The sequence below is a fragment of the Confluentibacter lentus genome, assembly GCF_002806995.1.
Classification (GTDB): domain Bacteria; phylum Bacteroidota; class Bacteroidia; order Flavobacteriales; family Flavobacteriaceae; genus Confluentibacter; species Confluentibacter lentus.
Genome location: NZ_NIHE01000003.1, coordinates 163,233 through 180,988, shown reverse-complemented (window position 1 = coordinate 180,988; position 17,756 = coordinate 163,233). Strand labels below are relative to the sequence as shown.

Annotated in this window: 15 protein-coding genes; 5 read left to right on the top strand and 10 right to left on the bottom strand. The window is 33.3% G+C overall.

The genetic code is table 11. The features are described 5' to 3' along the window. The first annotated feature begins 40 nt into the window (after positions 1–40). The 3 genes from CDH50_RS07695 to CDH50_RS07685 all read left to right on the top strand — a co-directional run bounded on the left by CDH50_RS07695 (position 41) and on the right by CDH50_RS07685 (position 2,175). Entirely contained in the window at positions 41–880 is an 840-nt protein-coding gene (locus CDH50_RS07695; RefSeq protein ID WP_100611708.1) for a UDP-2,3-diacylglucosamine diphosphatase, read from the top strand. A gap of 221 nt (positions 881–1,101) precedes the next feature. Beyond that, positions 1,102–1,596 (top strand): outer membrane beta-barrel protein, encoded by a 495-nt coding sequence (locus CDH50_RS07690; RefSeq protein ID WP_100611435.1) that lies wholly within the window; start codon positions 1,102–1,104, stop codon positions 1,594–1,596. Between the two features lie 87 nt (positions 1,597–1,683). Next, a complete protein-coding gene (locus CDH50_RS07685; protein WP_100611434.1) occupies positions 1,684–2,175 on the top strand; it encodes a VOC family protein in 492 nt (163 codons plus the stop codon). A 23-nt stretch (positions 2,176–2,198) separates the two neighbouring features. On the opposite strand, the gene bshA is transcribed toward CDH50_RS07685, so the two are convergent. The 9 genes from bshA to CDH50_RS07640 all read right to left on the bottom strand — a co-directional run bounded on the left by bshA (position 2,199) and on the right by CDH50_RS07640 (position 12,942). Beyond that, positions 2,199–3,335, bottom strand: coding sequence for an N-acetyl-alpha-D-glucosaminyl L-malate synthase BshA (gene bshA, locus CDH50_RS07680; protein WP_100611433.1), 1,137 nt, complete (start codon positions 3,333–3,335; stop codon positions 2,199–2,201). 5 nt (positions 3,336–3,340) lie between these two features. Then, the gene (locus CDH50_RS07675; RefSeq protein ID WP_100611432.1) at positions 3,341–6,256 is read right to left on the bottom strand and encodes a glycoside hydrolase family 3 N-terminal domain-containing protein; all 2,916 of its coding nucleotides are present in this window, start codon (positions 6,254–6,256) and stop codon (positions 3,341–3,343) included. 139 nt (positions 6,257–6,395) lie between these two features. After that, positions 6,396–7,619, bottom strand: coding sequence for a phosphoserine phosphatase SerB (gene serB / locus CDH50_RS07670; protein ID WP_100611431.1), 1,224 nt, complete (start codon positions 7,617–7,619; stop codon positions 6,396–6,398). 92 nt (positions 7,620–7,711) lie between these two features. After that, positions 7,712–8,197, bottom strand: coding sequence for an ABC transporter ATPase (locus CDH50_RS07665; protein ID WP_100611430.1), 486 nt, complete (start codon positions 8,195–8,197; stop codon positions 7,712–7,714). After that, on the bottom strand, positions 8,198–8,701 hold the full coding sequence (locus CDH50_RS07660) for a hypothetical protein (protein ID WP_100611429.1): 504 nt from the start codon (positions 8,699–8,701) through the stop codon (positions 8,198–8,200). A gap of 12 nt (positions 8,702–8,713) precedes the next feature. Beyond that, a complete protein-coding gene (locus tag CDH50_RS07655) occupies positions 8,714–9,505 on the bottom strand; it encodes a (Fe-S)-binding protein (protein WP_100611428.1) in 792 nt (263 codons plus the stop codon). A gap of 10 nt (positions 9,506–9,515) precedes the next feature. Beyond that, on the bottom strand, positions 9,516–10,823 hold the full coding sequence (locus tag CDH50_RS07650; RefSeq protein WP_100611427.1) for a (Fe-S)-binding protein: 1,308 nt from the start codon (positions 10,821–10,823) through the stop codon (positions 9,516–9,518). A 6-nt stretch (positions 10,824–10,829) separates the two neighbouring features. Further along, entirely contained in the window at positions 10,830–11,762 is a 933-nt protein-coding gene (locus tag CDH50_RS07645) for an MlaD family protein (protein ID WP_100611706.1), read from the bottom strand. Positions 11,763–11,814: 52 nt separating this feature from the next. Then, positions 11,815–12,942 carry an N-acetylmuramoyl-L-alanine amidase family protein gene (locus CDH50_RS07640; protein WP_100611426.1) on the bottom strand — a complete coding sequence of 376 codons (1,128 nt, stop codon included), beginning with the start codon at positions 12,940–12,942 and terminating at the stop codon, positions 11,815–11,817. 111 nt (positions 12,943–13,053) lie between these two features. Here CDH50_RS07640 and CDH50_RS07635 point away from each other — a divergent pair, with 111 nt between their 5' ends. Both CDH50_RS07635 and CDH50_RS07630 read left to right on the top strand, forming a co-directional pair. Continuing rightward, positions 13,054–15,804, top strand: coding sequence for a putative LPS assembly protein LptD (locus CDH50_RS07635; protein WP_100611425.1), 2,751 nt, complete (start codon positions 13,054–13,056; stop codon positions 15,802–15,804). Positions 15,805–15,827: 23 nt separating this feature from the next. Then, a complete protein-coding gene (locus CDH50_RS07630; protein ID WP_100611424.1) occupies positions 15,828–16,211 on the top strand; it encodes a RidA family protein in 384 nt (127 codons plus the stop codon). Between the two features lie 3 nt (positions 16,212–16,214). On the opposite strand, the gene CDH50_RS07625 is transcribed toward CDH50_RS07630, so the two are convergent. Further along, positions 16,215–17,642 (bottom strand): response regulator, encoded by a 1,428-nt coding sequence (locus CDH50_RS07625; protein WP_100611423.1) that lies wholly within the window; start codon positions 17,640–17,642, stop codon positions 16,215–16,217. Between the last annotated feature and the right edge of the window lie 114 nt (positions 17,643–17,756).

Below are 17,756 nucleotides of genomic sequence, written 5' to 3'. Positions count from 1 at the left end.
ATTATACTTACTTTGAAAAGAACGCTAAAACTTAACCTTGATAATTAAACGAAAGCTTGAGATTGTTGTCATTTCCGATGTACATCTGGGAACAAACGGATGTCACGCCAAAAAATTACTCAATTACCTAAACTGTATAACGCCTAAAAAATTGATTTTAAACGGCGATATTATTGATGCTTGGCAATTTAATAAACAGTATTTTCCAAAACAACATCTTAAGGTTATCAAAAAAATAATGGATATGGCGGCAGATGGTGTTGAAGTTATTTATATAACCGGGAACCACGACGACATACTCCGGAAATTTAGCGGCACAGCTATTGGAAACATTTCAATTGTTGATAAAAAAGTTTTGAAAATTGATGGCAAGGAAGCATGGTTTTTTCATGGCGATGTTTTTGATATCTCTATTCAAAACGCCAAATGGTTAGCCAGATTGGGAAGTTTTGGATATAAAATGCTTTTACTTTTAAACAAATGGTCTAACTCGCTTTTAGAAAATTTAGGAAAGGAAAAATTTTCCAAATCAAATAAAATAAAAAATAGTATAGTAAACTCTTCTAAAACTATAAATACATTTGAAAAAGTAATCTCTAATCTTGCCATAGAAAACGGCTATGACTATGTGATTTGCGGACACATTCACCATCCAAAAATGGAGATAAAGGAAACTAAAAAAGGACAAACCCTTTATTTAAATTCTGGTGATTGGACTGAACATTTCACGGCTTTAGAATACCAATTTAAACGCTGGAAACTTTACCAATACAATAAAGACAAATTAGCACCCTTTTTTGTTGATGAAGATGAGAGTGATTTGCATGTTAAGGATTTAATAGCAGCCATTACTGTCTTTAAACAAGAAAAGCACTTATAAATTCTACTCATAATTATTTTTTTTCATTTTTAATTACCTCTTTAGTATTTTGCTAATCAAAGCATTAAACAATCTCAATTACAGTGCATGCATAATAATATACATTTACGATGCTTGAATTGAATTTTAGCATTATTTTTGCATTGATATAACGAATAATAAAAACAAGTCTTTTTTGTTATTTCAAACGTATATACTCAAAAAACATAAAAACTTAAATTATGAAGAAATTACTTTTATTATCCATTACATTATTAGGTTTTGCATTTTCATCGAATGCGCAAGAGATTTCAAAAAATGCTCTAGGTTTAAGATTAGGAGACAGTGATGGCTTTGGTGCAGAAATATCATACCAACACGCATTAGGTGACAATAACCGATTGGAATTAGATTTAGGCTGGAGAGATGGTAAAAATTATGATGGTTTTAAACTAGCTGGTTTGTACCAATGGGTATTTCCTTTGGAAGGAAATTTTAACTGGTATGTTGGTGCTGGTGGTGGATTAGGTTCTTTTAGTGTTAATAACCCTGGTGGCGGTGATGATTTTGATGATACCTTTTTCTTCCTTGCTGGTGATATTGGTATAGAATATAATTTTGATATTCCATTATTACTTTCATTGGATTTTAGACCAGAATTAGGTTTTGGTGACGATTCCTATGATAACAACGATTTAGATTTTGATATTGCCCTAGGTATTCGTTATCAATTTTAAAAAATTAAACTGATATATATAAAAGCGCCCATTATAGGCGCTTTTTTTATGCTTATATTTGATTTACAAAATTGAAAAGTATATTATATGGAAAAGAAATATAAAATACCTGAAAACACAAGAATCGGACATGTGCATTTAAAAGTAGCGGACTTAGACCGTTCGTTAGATTTTTATTGTGGATTATTATGTTTTGAGATTGTTGCTAGATATGGTACTGATGCTGCATTCATTTCTGCTGGTGGCTATCATCATCACATTGGTTTGAATGTTTGGCACAGTAAAAACCAACCACCTGCCCCAAAACAATCCGTTGGATTATTTCATACTGCTATTTTATATCCCACTAGAAAAGACCTCGCCACCATATTTAAAAGGCTTTTGGATAATGATTATCCATTAACTGGCGCAGCAAACCATGGTGTTTCAGAAGCATTGTATTTGGATGATCCTGATAAAAACGGTGTAGAACTTTATTGGGACCGACCGAAGGAAACATGGCCAAAACAAGCTGATGGCTCCATTGAAATGTTTACAAAAACACTTAATTTAAATGATTTATTAAAGGAAATTATCTAAATTTATTTTTACTCACAATTGAGCTATATCACCAAACAATTTTTCAAAGTATCTTGATAAATAGCTTCATATTGGGGTACAATAGCATGCAAATCAAAATTTAAGGCTTGTTTTCTAGCGTTTTGTTTGAAGGTTTTCAATCGCGTTTCATCGCTTAAAATATAAAGGGCATTTTTTGTCATTTCCTCAACATCGCCTACATTACTTAAAAACCCTGAAACTCCTTGAATATTTACTTCTGGAATGCCTCCCGTATTACTCGAAATGACCGGTACACTTGATGCCATGGCTTCTAAAGCTGCCAAACCAAAACTTTCCGTTTCTGATGGCAATATGAATAAATCGCTAAAGCATAAAATCTTATCAATTTCATTACTTTTTCCAAAGAAAATGACCTTATCTATAATACCAAGTTGCTCACAATGTCTTTCTATCTTTTCTTTTTCTGGTCCCTCGCCCACTAACATCAATTTAGCTGGCATTTGTTTTTGGATATTATAAAAAACAGAAATAACATCCTGTACACGTTTTACTTTCCGAAGATTGCTAATATGCGTAATTATTTTTTCATTATCCTTGGCCATCATACCGCGTTGGCAATCTGTAAATGTGTGGCTATATTTATCTAAATCAATAAAATTAGGCACAACGTGAATATCCTTTTTAATATCAAACAATCTAAGTGTGTCATCTTTCAAACTTTGTGAAACGGTGGTTACGGCATCGGATTTATTAATACTAAACGTTACTGCTGGTTTATAGAACGGATGGCTGCCAACAAGTGTTATGTCGGTGCCATGCAATGTGGTAACTATAGGGACATAAACACCTTCTTCTTGCAACATTTTTTTTGCCATATAACCTGCATAGGCATGGGGAATTGCATAGTGTACATGCAATATTTCTATACCGTGAAGTTTTACCATATCTACCAACTTACTCGACAATGCAAGTTCATAAGGTTGGTAATGAAACAACGGATATTCGGGTACATTTACCTCATGGTAGTGTACATTATTACTCAATAATTCTAACCTTACTGGTTGGTTATAGGTAATGAAATGAATTTCATGCCCACGTTTAGAAAGTTCTAAACCAAGTTCTGTAGCAACAACGCCGCTACCTCCAAAAGTTGGATAACAAACAATACCTATTTTCATCTTATTTAGTCTTCTATAGCTTGGTAAATATATTTTTGAATATCGGTTCTAATATTTTTCTTTAGCAGCAAATTATCCCCTTCTACAGGATAGGTTCTATTTGCCAAAAACACATACACAATTTCTTTCTCTGGATCTGCCCAAGTATAAGTGCCCGTAAAACCTGAATGTCCAAAACTACTCATGGAAACACAACCACAGGTAGAGCCTTCTCCACTAAACTGTGGCTTATCAAATCCGATACCACGTCTATTATTCTTATCTTTATAATAAGTTGTATTAAACTTATCTATGGTTTCTGGTTTTAAATAACGTTTGCCCCCATAAAAACCTTTCTGTAAATACATTTGCATGATTTTAGCAACATCATTGGCATTACTAAAAATACCAGCATGTCCACCAATGCCATTTTGCATAGCTGCGCCTGCATCATGTACATACCCTTGAATTTTTTGGTGGCGATAATAATTATCTTCTTCTGTTGGTACGATATCAGTATTACTAATTTTATGGTAAGGATTATACATAGTATAATTGGCTCCTAAAGATTGATAAAAATGATCTTGTGTTAATTGTTCTAACGTTCTGTCGTAATAGTTCTCTATATATTTCTTTAAAATATAATAAGGGAAATCACTATAGCGATATTCAACTTTATCAAGAAGCTTTGAGTCTTTAATGATTTCTTGTATGGAATCCTGATAATCACTACGTAAAAATAAATTACTAGCAACCTCAATATTGAAATCCTTACTTAAAGTATCCCTATAATATTTCGCACTAGGCTTATTAGTTGAATCTAAAGTTTTAAAATAAAATGGTTCCCAAGGCCTTAATCTAGCATGGTGGGACAACATACTTTTAATAGTAATATTCTTTTTGTTGGAGCTTCTGTATTCAGGTAAAATTTCTGAAAGTTTCGTATCTAAAGTAATATGTCCTTTTTCTTCTAATTCCATCACCAATGGCAAGGTTGCTAATATTTTGGTTAATGAAGCTACATCATAAATATCATCAAATCCTACAGTTTCATTACCATCATAAGTATGTTTTCCAAAGTTTTTATTATAAATCACTTTTCCTTTTCTAGCGATTAAAAGTTGAATACCTGGCGTCATTTTCATATCGACCGCCATTTTAGCTAGAGAATCTACTTTTCTCAACTTTTCAGAACTCATACCAACACGTTCTGGAATGGTATAACTTAAACGATTGATACTGTTTTTAGTGATACCATCCCCTACTTTAAAATGGCTTCCAATAGATACTGGCAACGTTCCTTTTGATGGAATGGCTCCAAAAAGTAGTTGCGCCGATTTTTGCTGGGCTATCTCACTATTTTGATAACTAACCACAATGCTTTTAATATTTTCAATGGAATCTAAATCCAAAAGTGCATACGGTTTTGTAAAAACATCCAGAACAACCGTATGTGATTTTGAGATTTGATTTAACCAATTTATTTCATCTGGATTAAATTTATGGTCTTTCCAAGGTGTGCTGTTGGATTTATGAAATCCTACGACAACTGTATTATACCCGCTTAACTGCGTAAGCAAACTATCAATTGTTGGTGCCTTAATTTCATGAACCTTCGTGTATTTTTTTAATTCTTTAAAAAAAACAGAGCCATCATCGTCTCCCATTTTCACATAAGCCACTTTTTTATTTTCTAAATGACGAAAAGGCAATAATTCAGGGTCATCTTTAACAACGGTAATGGCATTTTCTAAAAGTTCTTCATAAAGAATGGTATCTTCAATTCGGTTTAAATCTTCGTTTAAATTATTTAAATCGATTGGCTTGTATTTGTTCAATCCGACTTTATATTTTGCCTGTAATATTTTTTTAACCGAATGTTCCAAACGCGCTTCGGTAATATCACCATTATTATAGGCCCCAACCAGTTTAGAAATGCCAACCGGTACGTCTTTAGACATCAAAAGCACATCGTTACCCGCTTTAAAAGCTAGAAGGTCAATTTCCCCAGATTCACTAAAATTTGAAGCACCTTTCATATCTAAAGCATCCGTAAAGATAAGTCCTTGAAAATCTAGTTTGTTTTTCAATATATCAGTGACTATGTACTCGGACAAAGAAGACGGATAACCTTCCCTTGGCTCTAAACTCGGTACGTTTAAATGAGCTACCATCACACTAGACAATCCTTCTTTGATGAGTTTTTTATAGGGGTATAACTCTACGTCATTAATACGTTTTTCATCAAAAGTGATTGTGGGCAAGGTTTTATGGGAATCTTGGTCGGTGTCGCCATGTCCCGGAAAATGTTTGGCATTAGCTAACACACCGGCACTTTGCATACCTTTCATAAAGGCCAAAGCTTTTTTAGTTACGTTATCTTTATCTTCACCAAATGAACGATTACCAATAATAGGATTTTGAGGATTTGTATTAATATCCACCACAGGTGCAAAATTAAAATGTACACCTATACGCTTATTGTGCTCTCCAATTTGTCTGCCTACTTGTTCAATAAATTTATTGTCTTTTATGGCACCTAGTGTCATATTCCAAGGAAAAGCATAAGTAGAGTCTAAACGCATTTTTAAACCCCATTCTGCATCCATACCTATTAGCATGGGTAATTTTGAAAGGGATTGTAATTCATTATCTAATTTTGCTTGTCTTACAGGCCCTCCTAGCGAATAAATGATACCGCCTATGCGATAATCACGGATGAGTTCAATAATTTTTAATTTTGTTTTTGCATCTTGATTGGACATGACTTGAACCATGAACAATTGCGCTACTTTTTCGTTAAGCGACATGGATGCATATACACTATCAACCCATTTTTTTTGCGCTTTAACATCACTTGCCAATAACGGATTTTCTGTTTTTTGAGCTGATATAGAAAAGGTTATAAAAAGAAAAAATAAATATATAGAGATTTGACGCATACGTAGATTTGTTAAGCATATTAATAGTGCATAATACAACACTAATAATCATGCCAAAATAAGACTTTTAAAAAGAAGATAAAAAGACTTTAAGATAGATTTATAACAAGTTTGTAAACAAAACCGTATGGCTTTATAATTATTCTATCAAATCAATATGCCTATCGTGATAGCCCAACAAATACAGAATACCATCTAATCCAATACTAGAAATGGAACTTTGTGCATTATCTTTTACTGTTGGTTTGGCATGAAACGCAATGCCTAGACCGGCAAGATTAAGCATTGGTAAATCGTTAGCACCATCACCTACAGCAATAGTCTGACTAATATGCAAACCTTCCTTTTGAGCGATTTCTTTAAGATAGTCTGCTTTTTTATTGCCATCAACAATCTCTCCAACATAACCACCTGTTAACAAGCCATCCTTAATTTCCAATTCGTTGGCATATACATAGTCTATACCCAATTCCTTTTGTAAATAATGACCGAAATACGTAAATCCACCAGATAGAATGGCGGTTTTAAATCCGTAAGTTTTCAAGGTGTCGATAAGTCTTCTAGCTCCTTTGGTCAACGGCAGATTAATAGCAACATCTTGAAGTACCTCTTCGCTCAAACCTTTTAAGAGTTTCATGCGTCTGATAAAGCTTTCCTTGAAATCTATTTCACCTTGCATGGCTGATTCCGTAATGGCTTTTACTTCATCTCCAACCCCTGCCAATTCTGCCAATCTATCAATCACTTCGGCTTGAATTAATGTAGAATCCATATCGAAACAAACCAAGCGCCTGTTTCGTCTGTAAATATTATCTTCTTGAAACGCAATATCCACATCTAATTCCCTAGAAATTTGCATGAATTTAGCAGTGAACTCTGTTTTATCCGTAATTTCCCCTCGAATTGATAATTGGATGCAAGCCCTTGGATAATCGTCCTTTTTTAAGAGTGATATACGACCTGTAAGTCGGATTATAGAATCTATATTCAAGTTTTTTTCTGAAATAACTTTTGTGACTTCAGATATTTGTGTGGCCGCCAATTTTTCACCTAAAATAGTGACAATGTATCGGTTTTTACCTTGAAGGCTTACCCATTTTTCATAATCTTCAAGTGAAATAGGTGTAAACTTAGCAGTGATACCAAGTTCATATGATTTAAAGAGTAAGTCTTTTAAAACGGCTGCGGAATCTGCTCCCGCTTGAATTTCAAATAACATACCTAAAGATAAGGTATCGTGAATGTTTGCTTGACCAATATCCAGTATTTTAGCCCCATATTCTGCTAAAACACCAGTCAATGCAGAGGTTAAGCCTGGTTTATCTTGTCCTGAAATATTTAATAAAATAATTTCATTCGCCATAATTTTCTATTTACACTTTGGAAGCCGTAAAATTGATTATTCTATTTGAAATATGAAAGTTTTTTTAGGTTTAAAATTAGGCTAGAATTAACCTATTTAATAAATCTGCTGTGCCAACTTTCACTTGCTGGCACTTCCCAGTTTTCGTTAAATTCAGCAATGCTGGTCACCAAATTATTGAACACAATGGTGTTTTTTGAAATAGCTTTTTCTTTTGCCATTTTCTTAAAATCGAGAAGTGTTTTATAGGCTATAAAATCGCCTTGTTTGTAGGATACATTCATTTTATCCATTAAATCCACTTGATACTCTTTTTCTAATTGTTGAATGAAATGAACCGATGCATCAATGGAACATCCCGAAGCTTTATTTAAGTTTTGATTTAATCCAATTATTATAAAACGCTTATATTTAATAAGATATCCAGCTTGCAAATCACTACCATGTGCTGTCCAATTTTCTATAAAAACATCTAACTTGGATTGTATCTCTTCCAATTCTTGTTCAGTAAACGAACGGTTAGCTTGATATATCCAAATTCTTGATTCTTCTGGTAATGTATTGAAATCTACTAGCATTTATATGTTGTATTTTTTCTTAAATTTTTCTGATAATTTGTAATTATATATACTGTAAATTAAACTTCCCAAAATTAAAATCTTAAAAATTATTCCTTGCACTAAGGTTCTATAATCGATCAAATAATTTATGGTATAAATAAAGAGCAATAATGCTAAAGGGATACTTAAAAAAATTAAAGGTGATTTTTTTAATAAGTAACCGCATAAAGCAATAATAAAAATCACTCCGATGTTAAAAACTAAAGAAAATATATCCTGCTTTAATGCTGAAAAATTTATAATGAAACCAATTATATAAAATCCTGCTGCTAAATATAATAAGTTCTGACTTTTAGTTAAAGAATCCTCAGAATCTAAAATAATACCTTTGTTACTAATGAATTTACCTATGTGAATTGATTTTTCTTTATCAGATGCATTAAATGGAAACTCACATTTATAACAAAAATCAACAGTTGCATCATTTTGATTTTTACAAGATGGGCATACTTTCTCACTCATTATGAATCAAGTTTACAAATCCTGCGCATTAGCTATAAGTTCTGCAATATCCATGATAGCAATGTCGCCTTCTTTTTCTTTAGCTTTAACGCCATCGGTCATCATGGTGTTGCAAAATGGACAACCTGCTGCTATAATTTCTGGCTTTACTTCCAGTGCTTGTTCGGTACGCTCTATATTGACTTCTTTGTTGCCTTTTTCGGCTTCCTTAAACATTTGTGCGCCTCCTGCTCCACAGCATAAACCAGTACGTTTGCAGTTTTTCATTTCAACCAATTCAGCTTCCAATTTTTTAATTAAATCCCGTGGTGCTTCATAGACATTGTTAGCACGGCCTAAATAGCATGGGTCGTGAAACGTAATGCGCTTTCCTTTAAATTGGCCGCCTTCAACTGTTAAGCGCCCTTCATCTAATAAGGTTTTTAAAAACTGCGTGTGATGCATCACTTCATAATTACCACCCAATCCTGGATATTCGTTCTTTATGGTGTTGAAACAATGCGGACAAGCGGTTACTATTTTCTTAACCTCATAAGCATTAAGCACTTCAATATTGGTTACGGCTTGCATTTGAAATAAAAACTCATTTCCTGCTCGTTTTGCGGGGTCGCCCGTACAACTTTCTTCTGTTCCTAAAACAGCAAATTCAACCTTGGCTTTATTCAATAATTTAACAAAAGCTTTGGTTATTTTTTTTGCCCTGTCATCAAAACTACCAGCGCAACCGACCCAAAATAATACTTCAGGCTGTTTGCCTTGAGCCATAAATTCAGCCATAGTAGGCACGTTTAGTAATTCGCTCATGAGTTTTAAGTTATTCGTTTTTCCAATTTAGCCTGTCCATTTGATTGTATGGCCAGGGCGCACCATTATTCTCTATATTGGTCATCATGTTATTTAACTCGGTTGGGGCAGCGGACTGTTCCATCACCAAATAACGACGCATATCCATAATAATTGATATAGGATTGATACTTACAGGACAAGCTTCTACACAGGCATTACACGAGGTGCAAGCCCACAATTCTTCCCTAGTAATATAATTATCAAGTAATTGCTTACCATCTTCTTTAAAAATACCTTTATTGGCATCAATGTTTTTCCCAACTTCTTCTAAACGGTCTCGGGTATCCATCATGATTTTTCTTGGAGACAATTTTTTGCCCGTTTGATTTGCCGGACATTCACTAGTGCAGCGTCCACATTCCGTACAGGTATAAGCATTTAATAATTGTACCCAATTTAAATCCTGTACATCACTGGCACCAAACTTAGCTGGCACAGCAGTTTCTGAACCTTCAGCAGGCGCAGCAAATGGATCTACATTTGGATCCATCATCAATCTCACTTCTTTGGTAACCGCTTCAAGATTATCAAATTGCCCTTTTGGTTTTAAACTACCATAATAGGTGTTTGGAAATGCCAATAGAATATGAAGATGCTTAGAGAAATAAAGGTAATTTAAGAAAGTTAAAATACCTAAAATATGCAGCCACCATGCCGTTCTTTCTATAATATGAAGAGACCCTTCTGATAATGAACTAAACCAAGGTGCTATAAACTGACTTATGACGTTTCCCGAATTCATGTCTTGAAATGGAACATCAGTAGCGTTCATCACCAAAAATAAGGTCATTAAAACCATTTCGAAATATAAAATGATATTGGCATCGCTTTTTGGCCAAGCAGTCATTTCAGATTTCCAGAAACGTTTCAATTTCAAAATATTCCTTCTAATCCAAAAAATAATGACAGAAACAAATACTAAAACCGCTAAAATCTCAAAAGTACCAATTAAAATCCCGTATAGTTTTCCTATGGATGAAAATATACGGTGTGTGTCAAACAACCCATCAATAATGATTTCTAAAACCTCAATATTGATGATTATAAACCCAATGTAAACCACCAAATGCAAAAAACCAGATATTGGTCTGCGCACCATTTTGGTTTGACCCAGTGCTATCATAACCATGTTTTTCCAACGTTGTGATGTATTATCACTAACATCAACATCATGGCCTAATTTTATATTGCGAATTAGTTTTTTTACATTTTTAGCAAAATAACCGATACCAATAATGAGCGCAATGGCAAATAATATGTTAGGTAAATAATGCATAAATGCTTAGTTAACGGACTCTTCTGAATAAGGTATTTCTTTTTTTGATAGCACTCTAAAATAGCGTTTTGGGTGAAGCTTAATATCCCGTAACAACTCTTCCATTTCTTTTGAAGCGCCTTTTAGGTTGTTATACAAGGCTTCATCTTTTAATAATTTGCCCATGGAGCCTTCGCCTTTTTCAATAGTCGCTAAAACCGTATTTAAACTCGCTACCGTTTTATTTAGGCTTTCTACTGTATTACTTAATTTGGCATCTTTCAATTCTGTTGTTAAAAGAGATAAATTTTCGCTAGTTGTTTTAAAGTTTTCAAGTATGACGGCTATATTTTCATCATTTTTAGAAATCAAACCATTTGCTGAAAAAGATAATTGTTTAAATCCTTTTAATGTTGCATTTAATTCGGCTATCGTTCGTTTTAGTCCTTCTTCAGAATCATCAATAACAATGCTGTTTAAATTGTTGATAAGTGAATCGGTTGATTTTAATGTAATATCCAAGTTATCACTTATTCCTGAAAAGTTTTTTGTTAAACTAGTAATGAGTCCAGGTTCCACTTCAGATTGTAGCATGTCGCCATACTTAGCGACTTCACCTTCATAACTATTAATAATAGCTAAACCATTGCCTCCCATCAAGCCAGTTTCGTACATGCGTACTGTACTGCTTTTGGAAAACTTCAATTTGTCGTTCACAGAAAACGATACGATGGTTTTTCCACTTTCGTAATCGTATTTTATATCTTGAATTTTACCTACAACATTTCCATTTACAGTAACGGTAGAAGCTTTGGTTAAGGCATTGTAATCGAACTTAGTATAGTATACATCTGTTGACTCAAATAAATTTTTGCCTTTTAAATAATTGAATCCAAAAATAAATAGGGCAATTCCTAAAATAACTAGTATAGCGGTTTTTACTTCTTTTGATATTTTCAAAATCATAGGGGTTTAGATGCACAAATTTAAAATAAATTTAAAAAGAATGCCTTTAATTAGCAGTTGTTTTTAATGCATCGGATAACGGTATCTTTTTTCCTTGTTTAAAGGCAACAATAAAACAAGAGGTGTAGCCTTTGCTTTTTGCTTCGTCTTCAAGCCTTTTAATAACATTATAATCTGAAGTTAATCCGTAATAATATTTATATAAACCCTCTTCTTTTACTTTTGTCACAGCCTCTAATCCTTTAAAATTATAAGGCTTTGTAATTAAATCGTTAGAACTGGCAGCTATTTGGACTTTAAACTCTATATCAGAGTCAATAGCCGTTGAAGTTATAATTTCTGACGAATCATCATCTTCTAAATGTTCGTCTATCAACGCCCCTCCTTCTACATTTAAATCTACAGCTTTTTTATACTTTAAAATGGCATCGGCTATATTTAATGACATATCCGTCTGACCCTTCTTTGAATTTAAATAAGCACCCTCTGCATTATTTGTTAAAAATCCAAGCTCTACCAAAACACTTGGCATAACACTTTGGTGCAACACTATAAAACCAGCCTGCTTTACTTTTCTGTTATTTCGCTTTAATTTATTGGTGAAATTGTCTTGGATTAAACTGGCCAAAAATATACTTTGATCTAAATATTCTTCCTGTCCTAACATGATACTTATGGCTGATTCTGGCGAATTTGGGTCAAAACCATCATATTTACTTTCGTGGTCATTTTCCATGAAAATTACGGCATTCTCTTTTTTTGCGACTTCAAAATTTGTCTGGTTTTTGTGAATACCTAAAACAAAGGTTTCCGTGCCAAAAGCTTGCGATTTATGGGCGTTACAATGTACAGACACAAATAAGTCTGCTTTGGCTCTGTTGGCTATTTTTCCTCTTTCGAATAAATCAACAAATACATCTGTTTTGCGTGTATAAACGACTTTAATATTTGGATTTTTCTCTAATTCTTCTCCAATTTTTAATACAACATTTAAAGCAATGTCCTTTTCTCTGTAACCATTTCCTAAATTACCCGAATCTTTACCACCATGACCAGCATCTAAAACAACAACAAACTTTTCAGATTGGCCGTAGGCATCATTTTTGAGGATAAATGAAGATAATGTTAATACTAGTATAAAGGATACTAAAATGGATAAACTGTTCGTTCTCATATGAATTTTAACGACTAAAAATGCAACTTATTACTCTATGGATTTAAGCGTATGTTTAATTTAAATTTTTTGTTCAATAATTAAATTAATCACAGAAAAATATATGTAATTTTGGCTTTTCAAAAACCGAGCCATACTTTTACAAAAATACATTTAAAAGCGTTGCATACAAACAACTTTAAAATACTTTTTGCATTAAGTTTTACAGTGTTTATCAACACGTTTAGCTTCGCCCAAGACTTCCCGAAAAAGCAAGAATCTATAGAACCAAGTGTTAAAGACAGTATTGTTGTAAGTGTTGGTAGTTTGTTGCTTCCTGAAACTTCAGAAAAGGCCCAAGACACCATAGTAAAGGATTCCATTAAACCCAAAAAAGAAACTCTAACAGATATTGTAACCTATAAGGCAACTGATTACACCTCATTCAACCAAAAAAAGAAACAACTTTACCTGTATAATGAAGCTGAAATAACTTATGGGAATATTAATATAAAAGCGGGGAGTATTACTGTTGATTATAGTAAAAATACCGTTTACGCCAAAGGTATTATAGACTCTACCAAGACTTATGTACAAGCACCTATTTTTACCCAAGGTGAAAATATTGTGGAACCAGATTCCATTGTTTTTAATACTAAAACTGAAAAAGCTCTCATTTATAATAGTGTAACAGAACAATCAGGAGGTACTGTTATTGCCTCGTTGACAAAAAAAGAAAACGATTCGGTATATTTTATAAATAGAGGAAAATATACAACAGCCGAAAATCTTGATGACCCTGAGTATTATATTTTATTAAGGAAAGCAAAAGTGGTTCCTGGGAAAAAAATAGTAACTGGTCTAGCGAACTTATTTATCTATGATGTACCAACCCCCATAGGTTTGCCTTTTGGTTTTTTTCCCCAAACAGAAAAACAAACATCTGGTATTATTATCCCTACATTTGGAGAACAGAACGAAAGAGGGTATTTTTTACAAAATGGGGGCTATTATTTTGCCATAAGTGATTATGTTGATTTAGCCGTTTTAGGAGATTATTATACCAATGGAAGTTATGGATTGCGTATGGAAAGTACTTATGCCCTGCGTTATAAATTCAGGGGCAATTTTGCCTTTAGGTATGAAAACTTGATAAGTAGTGAGCGTGGTTTTCCCGATTATTCAAAATCTACGGTTTACAATTTGCGATGGTCCCATAGTCAAGATGGAAAATCAAGTCCGAATTCACGCTTTTCAGCTTCCGTAAACTTAGGTAGTAGCACCTATTATAGAACCACACTTAATCAAGCAAATATTGGAAGTACCTTAAACAATACGCTATCATCATCTGTATCTTATTCAAAAACATTTCAAGGAGAGCCACAGACAAATATTAGCCTTACCGCTACACATACACAAAACACCAATACACAAGAAATTAATATGACGCTGCCAACGTTTCAAGGTAGTGTTGGTAGAATTTTTCCCTTTGCACCCAAAACAGGGACAAAAAAGGGCATGATTCATAATGTGAGCTTGCAATATAATGTGAGAGGAGAAAATAGAATTAGAACAACCGATTCACTCTTCTTTACAAAACAAATGTTTAAAGATGCCGAAGCAGGATTTCAACACAACATACCGTTGAGCACCAACTTTAAACTGTTTAAACATTTCAGTTTAAGTGCTAGCACCAATTATAACGAAGTTTGGACTTTTAAAACCATTAAAAAATCCTTTGACGAATTAAACAGAACCATTGTAGTGGATACTATTAATAACTTTGACAGCTTTAGAACCTATAATTTTAGTGCTAGTTTGGGAACCACCATATATGGGATGTTCAATTTTGAAAAAGAAGGTAAAGACACGAAAATTAAAGCATTAAGACATATTGTAAGGCCTTCTGTTAGCTACAATGTTAATCCTGCATTTGATAGATATTATGATACGTATGAGGTTGTAAGTGCCGATGGGCTTACCACTAGCGATGTAGAATACACCCGTTTTGAAAGATCCATTTTTGGAACTCCCAATCAAACATTTTCAAGTTCAGTAGGGCTTTCTGTTTCAAATAATTTTGAAGCCAAGGTAAGGGATAAAGATACAACGGCTACAGAACTAAAAAAGATCATCCTATTAAACAATTTAAATTTTTCAACCGGTTATAATCTCGCTGGAGATTCATTACAGTGGAGCCCTGTAAGAATGACTGGGGGCACCCAATTATTTGATAATAAATTGAGTATTAACTTTGGAGCCACTTTAGATCCTTATGCACTGGACAACAACAATAATAAGATTGATAAATTCAATATAGACAATGGTGGTAGCTTATTCAGGCTTACCAGTGCCAATTTTACAGCAAGCACCTCGTTTTCTAGCAAAGACAATAAAAAGAATAAAAATAATAGGGGTATTGAAGAAAATGTGAGAAACGGTGGTAGGGATGATGATTTATTTGGGCTACCTCAAGATTATTCAAATCAAATTCCTGAAGATGAAGAAGAAACCGCTGAAGAGGACCCGATTTCAGAATTTTATAACAATAAAATTCCATGGAGCTTACGTTTAGCGTATGCAGTAAACTATTCAAATACGAGGAGAGAAAATTTAATATCGTCGCACTCTCTCATGTTTTCTGGAGATATAGAACTATCACCTAAATGGTCGGTTGGCGCCTCTTCTGGTTATGATCTAAAAAGTAACGGTTTTACCTTTACGCAATTACGTTTTGAGCGTGATTTGTTGAGTTGGCGCATGAATTTTAGTTGGGTACCTTTTAGCACCATCAGTTCATGGAACTTTTTTATTGGCATAAAATCCAACATCTTAAAAGACCTTAAATACGAAAAACGTAGGCAACCAGACCAACGTCTTTAATTAATTCTTTAATATAAGTTTATATGCGAAAAGTTATTAATACACCCAATGCCCCAGCACCAATTGGCCCCTACAATCAAGCTATTTTAAGTGGAGACACCTTGTATCTCTCTGGTCAAATTGCTATGAATATTGAAACTGGCCAGTTGGTTTTAGATGATATAAAAGCGGAAACCAGACAGGTTTTGGAAAACCTAAAAGCAGTCCTTAATGCTGCTGATATGAGCTTTGAAAATGTGGTTAAAACTACCATTTTTATTAGTGACATGAATGATTTTACACTAATAAACGAGGTATACGGAAGTTATTTTGATGATGCTAATGCACCTGCTAGAGAAACAGTGCAAGTTGCACGGCTGCCAAAAGATGTACATGTTGAAATCAGCATGATTGCCGTTAAATCGTAACGCTTAATTTGACTGATTTTGCGGTGAATATTTAACCAATAGTTCTTTCAGCCTTTCAGTTTCAATCGGCTTTGCCAAAAAATCATCAACCCCAGATAATTTGGCTTTTTTAATATCCGCCTCAAAAGCACTTGCCGAAACAGCTATGATTGGTGTATTAGTTTTAGCATATTTATCGCTAGCCTTAATAGTTTTAGTGGCTTCGTATCCATCCATTTCGGGCATATAAATATCCATAAAAATCAAATCAAAATCTAAAATATTATACAGCTTTACAGCTTCAAGCCCGTTTCTTACCAAGGTACAATCTGCCCCTTGTTGCTCAAGCAAAAACTTAATAACCTTTTGGTTTATTTTATTATCTTCAGCCACAAGCACACTAAATTTATAATCGAATTTATTCAGTAAATCAGATGCAGGTTCTTTAGCCTCAACTTTAAGATTCAAGGTCTTTTTTAACTGTAAACTAAAATAAAAAATAGAACCTTCATTTTCTTTACTTTCCACTTCTAACTCCCCTCCCATTAATTTCACTAGTTTGTATGAAATGGAAAGTCCCATACCACCACCTCTATAATGTTGCATAGTTGATATATCATCATTTTTAGAGGTTTTAAAAATTCTATTAACTTCAAAAGCAGACAAGCCTACACCTGTATCTTTAACATAAAAAGTAACTATTTGGTTGTCATCATTACTAACCGTTTGATGTATAGTAATCGATATTTTACCTGAATGTGTAAATTTAATGGCATTATTAATCAAATTAATAAGCACTTGTTGAATTCGTGATAAATCTCCCAACAACAAGAATTTAGGTTTTTTCTCTGATAAGAATTTAAATTCAAAATCTAGGTTTTTGTCCCAAGCTTGATATTCCAAAACTTTGAAAAGTTTAGACAAGTCTGACTCTAAATCGATTACAACTAAATTCAAGTCTGTTGCTTCATCATCAAACTTAGCGTTATCTAAAATCATATTCACCAACTGTAATAAATGCTCTGATGAATATTGGGCAATTTCAACCTCAGCCATTTGGTCACTATCCAAATTGGTTTTTTTCAACATATTAAGCATTCCCAATACGGCATTAAGGGGTATCCTTATTTCATGGCTCATATTTGCCAAATAAACCGATTTATGGTCGACAAGTAAATTGGCCTTTTCTAAGCTTTTTTCAAGTTCATTTATATTGTTAATTAACTCCGATTTAACATAACCATCATGTGCCTTGTTCCATAAAAGGTATACAACTGCTATAAGCAATATGGTTACAATAATTAATAACAATGTAGCAATAACATGCAAATCTTTATTTCCCTCTATATAACTATACAGCAAGTAAAAAATAACGGAAATGGCGACCAATGCTAAAAAAGATAGCCCAATAATACGTTTTGAAAACTTACTGAATTGTGATAAAAACATCATTAAATTATTATTTTAACAAACATAATCCATAATTAATTAAATACACAAAACAATTATGGTTTTTGATTGCCCTTTAATATATGTTACATTTTTTAATCCTAAATCTTAAAAAAG